Raw genomic sequence first — 7024 nt, 5'->3', positions numbered from 1 at the left:
AGATTTGATCCTCCGGCCATCCGGGTCATACGACTTCTAACATCTTTAGATAGATAAATTACTTGAGTATCAGTTACCCATTCCTGATCCGGACTCTGTTTACAATCTGACGGAAAACGACTGAAATCAGTCAACCCTTCCAGCCTATTTAACCAATAGCGCTTTCCTTCTTCGTACTTACCACTAGCCATCCTCATGTGCTCTAAATATATGTCCATATTCTCCAACCTCCTTTTATAATTACAGTTTAGGTATCAACATTGTAAACAAGTTCATCAAAAGTCATTGTCATAAAATAAGCTTTGTACGTTTCAGCCAATTTCGATATTGTTTCCCTATGAAATTCTTGATCATTATAATTGAATTCAATCACAAGCCTTCCTTCATTTAAATATGCATTGATTTGAATTGGATAAATAGTAATATCTTCGAAAAAACTTTTTACCTTTGAACTAACTTGTAAAACTGATATTCCATCCAAATTCACTGTCTGTTCGATTAACCCTAAATAGTTAAAATGAATTTCCGGCATACTCTTTACGGTACATTCTGTATGTTCTTTTAAGTCAGAAATATATTTGAGTATTCCATATCCAACACCATTATTTGGCACCGATTCTAACGTTTGACTAACTTTTTTTAGAGTATCAAATTCATCAATCAAATGATCAATCTCGAATAAAACTGGGTATTGTGTGGAGAACCATCCCACTGAACGCTTAATATCAATATCAGAGTTTATCTGACGTCCATGACCCTCTAAATTAATAAGAACACTTTGAAAACCTGTCCATCTGTTTATCGAGAATACAAGTGCAGAGACTAGAAGGGCTTTTATATCCACTGATTGCTGGGTTGTTTTAAAAATTAAATGTGAAGTTTCCTGTTCGTTAAAAACTAACCTTTCTATACCAAGACTTGCCACTTTGTTAGGGATGATGTTTCTATCCCTAGGAAGTTTCTTTATCTCAGCATTTACTTGGGAACGCCAATATTCTAACTCTTGCAAGATTTCAGGGCTGAAAGCATAGTTTTCAATTCTCTGTTGCCAATTCAAAATCGAATCGGTTTTCATAGGTAGATTGATTTCATGACCAATGCTATAAGATTTGTACAACATAGTGTACTCATCAATAAGTATTTCGAAAGAGTAGTGGTCCGCTACCAAACGATGCACTGTAATTACTAGGTGCTCTCCCTCTGGTAATTTAAATAGTTTTAACCTAACTAATGGCCCTTTACTTAAATCTATGTCCTGTTGCATTTGTTCTATTTGTTGGACCATATGTGTTTCAATATCACCTACACCGAACAAATCTACTTCCTCAAACAGAAAAAGTTCATTGGCACAATCTCTAATAAACTGATGAACTTTACCGTTTTGGAATGTAAAGACCGCTCTTAACGCATCGTGTCTTAGGATAAGTTGTTCCACTGAATGTTTAATTGCCTCTCGATTAAACCCTTCTTTACTCAACAACAATATAATATGATTAAACTTGTTCATCTCAATAAACTGTTTTTCAAAAAACCAACACTGACTTGGAGTTAACCTAATTTCTCCAACCACCGTCTCCTTGTCCTCTTCAGTTAATTGATAGTTTTCAATAAAATTTGATACTTCCCTAATTGTTGGATACATATATAAGAACTTAGGATCAAGTTTCATATGGTGTGTTTGTAATTTTGCTATTATCAAAAGAGCACTTATTGAATCTCCAGCTAAATCAAAAAAGTTATCATGAACCCCGATTCGGTCTAGATTTAATACTTCTTCCCAAACCTGTACAAGTATTTTTTCCTTTTCTGATTCTGGGGCGACGTACTCTTTCGTTTCCGCATCCGAATATGTCTGTGCAAGTAAATCTCTATCCACCTTTCCATTAACATTTAATGGAATCACATCTACAGGTATAAAGTGTGTTGGAATCATGTACGCTGGTAGTTTCTTAGATAGGTAGAATCTAAAAACGTTGACAGGTATTTTCCTGTTAGAAACATAGTAAGCATAAAGCACATTCTTATTAGGTGGTTTTTTCGTGACCGCAACAACTACATTATTAATGCCGTTAATTTCTAAGATGTATTTTTCTATTTCAGTTAATTCTACTCGATACCCATTTATCTTTACCTGTTGGTCTCTCCTGCCTAAAAACTCTATATATCCCTCCTTACGCATAACTCCCCAATCACCGGTTTTATAAATCCGCCCTAATTGTGAATGTTCAAAAAATGATTGATCTGTTAACGTAGGATTATTCCAATATCCAAGAGCTAAACCTTTTCCACCAATATATATTTCTCCCTCCACATTAATTGGACAAATTTCTTGTTTGTAATTTAAAAGGTAACAATACTGATTAGCAAGAGAATATCCATATGGAATACTTGTCCAATCATCTAACACCTTGTCAATTTGGTAATATATCGACCAGATAGAGACCTCTGTTGCTCCACCTAAGCTAACAATATTGGCGAGCGGGAATCGTTGTTTAATCTTCTTAGGTAGTTGGATAGGTATCCAATCTCCACTTAGTAATACTAGTTTAATGCTTGCATTGAAATTTGATAAATATTGAGTTGCAGATAGGAACAAATCCATTAGAGCTGGAACCGAATTCCAGACGGTAACCTGATGCTGTTCTATTGTCTCGATTAATGCTCGACTATTTTTAGGATCCTCATTTAAAACTAAAGCTGCTCCAACTTGAAAAGCGCCAAATATGTCGAACACCGATAAATCAAAGCATAGTGAGGATAGTAGCAGCATACGGTCGTTAGAATTGATACCAAACCTCTGATTAACATCTAAAATTGTATTACTTACAGCTTCATGGGTAATCACTACTCCCTTTGGCTTCCCTGTACTACCTGAGGTGTACATAATATAAGCTAAATCTTCGCCATCATAAGTTTGAGTATTTTGATTTTCGTTAACTTCTATCTTCAAATCATTTCCAGTAAGATAATAATCCTCATCCAGTAAATAACTGCAATTTGAGTCAGAGAGAATATACTCTCTGCGTGATGGTGGATGATTAGGGTCAATAGGCACATAAGCTGCTCCAGCTTTTAATATGCCTAATATATTTATAATAGTTCCGGGACTTCGTTCAGCTATTACACCTACCATATGATCTGTTTGCACGCCTTGTTGTCTCAATTGTTGCGTTACTTTATCCGAACACCTGTCTAATTCCTCGTAAGACCAACTTTCGTTTTTATAAAAAAGTGCATTATTCAATGGTACACGTTTTGTGGTTTTTATAAAAAATTCATGTAATTTCGGTTGTTGTATATCTTCTACAGGATAAAGTGACAAGAGTTCATTGTTGTCAATTACATGAAGTGGATATGCATTCAAAGTGTCTACCGCTAATGCTTTGAGTGAATTGACATAACTATCAAACATTGAAGAAATCATACCCTCATCAAATAAGTCCTCCACATAATCCCATACAATATGCAATCCATCTTTCTTTTCACTCACCTGATTGTCGATAAATACTTGTGATGTCTGATTACTACTATACATGTGCTCACTCTGGATAATTTTCTTTTCTTCTTGCAATTGGTCATCGTTATGAGTAATACATGTAATAACATATGGAAATGGTGCCAATGCATTATAATTTCGATTATCGACTAAGTCTTTCGAAAATTCCGTACCCTCATAGAACCCATACTCAACAGCCTCTAAGATTTGTGTTTGTATTCTCACCGCATTCTCCCAAACATCGGAATCTTGTAAATTAATATCAAGTACAAGAAGTGAAGTAAAATCACCAACAAGCTTATCCGCATCCTTATGCAATGGATACCTGTTAAAAAATGTAAGAATTATTGCATGGTGAGGTTGATTACTCCAAAATGCAAGTATTTGAGAATAGACCGTAACAAGTAAGGAAGCAGTCGTAATTTTATGATGCTGACACTTCTTTTTTATAACATCCCAGTCCCTTTTTTCAATGATAGTTGAATACCTATTAAATCTAGGTTTATTCAATTGATTAGGTCTCAATTTTAAAGGTAAATTAGGAATATCTGGGAACGCACTAATTTTGCTTTGCCAGTATGCTTTATCTTTTGCATATACTGATTCCTTTATTTTCTCATAGGCAAGAACATAATCCCTAAAGGTGATTTCTAAATCTGGCAAATCACTATCAGGATTGCTATATAATTGCTGAAATTCACGTTCGATTATTTTCATACTAAAATCATCAGCAATTAAGGTATCCACACCTACACAAAAATAATATCGTTCATCGTCAAGTTTAAACGCGAAAATATCAAACAATGGCCACTCATACGGGTTAAACACGTAATGTGACATTAATTCTCTTTGTTTCATTACTCTCATTTCAATTTCGTCTTCAGAAAATCCGGTTAAATTAACCACTTTAACATTAAATTCTTGTACATTTCTCAATACTTGCTGTGTTCCATTTGGCAGCATAACCGTTCTTAGCATTGGATGTCTTTGAATCAGAGTCTGAATACATCGATTGAAGGTTTGCATGTCCAACGAAACAATAAATTCTTCATAACTATGTGTGGAAACTCCTCCGATTTCAAACCGCTCATCTCTTCCTATTAAATAGGCCTTCTGAATTTCAGTTAAAGGGAATGGCTCAATCTGTCTTTTTGAATCTGACACTATTAGGGAATTATTTTCTTTATCATGTAGAACACGTTTACCTTCAGCTAAAACAGCTAATCCATAGACATTATCTGCCTCTAGAATATCTTTAGGAGAATACTCCAACTGCAATTCGTCCTTTATAATTGCTAACAACTGCATTAGCAATATAGAACTTCCTGATAACTCAAAAAAGCTATCCATTACCCCAATATCTTCTCGGTTGAAAACTCTTTTCCAAATGTTTAATAGGTCTGATTCCAAAGGAGTGCTAGGATTAACTTTTGTACGGGGGGTTATTGTTTCTTCTCTTGACTCGATTAATCCTTGTCGATCTACTTTACCATTTGAGGTTATGGGAAGTTTTTCAAGTCTAATAAGAACATCAGGAATCATATATAAAGGTATGTTACAAGCTAAAAATTTCCTTAAGTTCTGTTTCGTAATAACGCTTTGATCAGTATAGTAAGCACATAAGTAATTCCTATTTTTATCATCTTGTTTTGTAATAACTACTACCTCATTAATATCTGGGTGCATCAATATACTATTTTCTATCTCACTCAGTTCTATTCTAATGCCCCTTATGTTTACTTGTTGATCCGCACGTTGAATGAATTGTAAGTTTCCATCACAAAGCCACTTAACATAATCTCCTGTTTTATAAAGGCGTTCGTTTTCTCTGAATGGTGATGTGATGAACCGTTGTTGAGTCAGCTCGCTGTTATTAAGATAACCTTTAGCTAAACTAACTCCCCCAATATACAATTCGCCAGGTACTCCGATTGGTTGGAGTGTCATATGCTCGGACAAAACATAGAAGGAAATATTTTGCATCGGCTTACCAATTGGTGTCATTCCTGTAATTTCGTCGCCAATATCGCTAAGTTCAAAATAGCTCGAATCAATGGTTGCCTCTGTTATGCCGTAGCTGTTAATTATTCGCATTGTTGTACCAAAATTCGACAACAGCCACTTATATTTATCAATCGGCAATGGTTCCGAACCAATAATTAACAACTTCAAATTATCAAACGAAAGATTATGTTGATGAACATATTCCATCAACGGTAATATCAATGATGGGATGGATTCCATCATTGTAATTTTATATTTTAAAACTAAATCATATAATTTGTGAGGCTCTACCCTAACTTCATCCGGGCAAAAAACGAGAACTCCACCGTTCAGCAACGCTCTAGAAATGTCTCCAACGAAAACATCAAAAGAAAAGCTTGCTAATTGAAGAAGTCTTGATTTTGACTTGTCTAGTTCATACTCCTTTTTCCAGGCATAAGAAATGTTAACAAGGCTTTTATGTTCTACTACAACTCCTTTTGGTTCACCTGTTGTCCCAGAAGTATATGTTATATAGACAGGGTCTTCTGGCTTACTGAGATTAGAAATTTTACTCTGTTCATCTTGTTCTATTTCTTTATCTAGAAGATCTATCACCTCACCTGAAAAAATAACCTCTTCTGGTAAAGATTTTTGTATTAGTAAGAAATCCAAATTGCTATCCTTTAATATAAAACTAATTCTATTTGCCGGATAGTTTGCATCTAATGGTAGATAGGCTCCCCCTGCTTTCATTACTGCTAATATTGCTACAACAGCATGGATAGACCGTTCAGATAATATCCCTACAATTTTTCCTGTCCTAACTCCTTTGCCTCTTAGCTTCATTGCCAAATGATTTGCAGATTGATTTAATTGTGAATAAGTAATACTATGACTTCCATCAATTAGTGCAATCTCTTCTGGGGATTCCTTCACCTGAAGTTCAAACAGTTCATGGAATGTCTTATGTTTTGGAAAGTAGAGTTGTTCACCATGAAACTGCTCCAGCTGCCTTTTCTCTTGTTCAGTTAAAATATCAATATCACACAATGAAATTGTAGGATATTCAACAACCGTTTCGATTACTATTTTTATGTGCCCAATCAATCTATGAATAATAGCGTTTTCATATATATTATTATTGTAAGTTAGTTTTACTATTAAATTATCTTCAGGAATAACTGTCATATCAAAATCATAAGTTGTCTGTTCAAACACATCTACCTTGCTTACCATCAGCCCCGATGCTTCAAGCATTCCTTTGCCAACTTCTTTTTGAATAGGATAGTTTTCAAATACCAAAATATGATCCAGTAAATTACTCCCTAGCTCACTCTTGCTTTGAATATCATTTAGGGGATAATTGTCATAACGCTTCGATTCAATAGCTCCTTGCTGAACATCATGCAATAACTCTTGGAAAGTTTTATTCCCACTGGCCTTAATTCGTACCGGGATAGTATTTATGAATAAGCCAACCATCTCTTCAATTCCTTTAATTTCTGGTGGTCTCCCAGAGACGACAGCTCCAAACACGACATC

Annotated in this window: 2 protein-coding genes; both read right to left on the bottom strand. The window is 34.9% G+C overall.

All coding sequences use genetic code 11. The features are described from left to right. Positions 1-218, bottom strand: a 218-nt coding sequence (locus ACFVT8_RS24440; protein ID WP_387086407.1) for a hypothetical protein, incomplete at its 3' end; no start/stop codon positions are given. Between the two features lie 29 nt (positions 219-247). Next, positions 248-7018: an amino acid adenylation domain-containing protein gene (locus ACFVT8_RS24435; RefSeq protein ID WP_387086404.1), complete on the bottom strand. Its 6771-nt coding sequence runs from the start codon at positions 7016-7018 to the stop codon at positions 248-250. Between the last annotated feature and the right edge of the window lie 6 nt (positions 7019-7024).

The organism is Lysinibacillus sp. NPDC058147, assembly GCF_042884205.1.
Taxonomy (GTDB): domain Bacteria; phylum Bacillota; class Bacilli; order Bacillales_A; family Planococcaceae; genus Lysinibacillus.
This window is presented reverse-complemented; position numbering and strand designations above follow the sequence as displayed.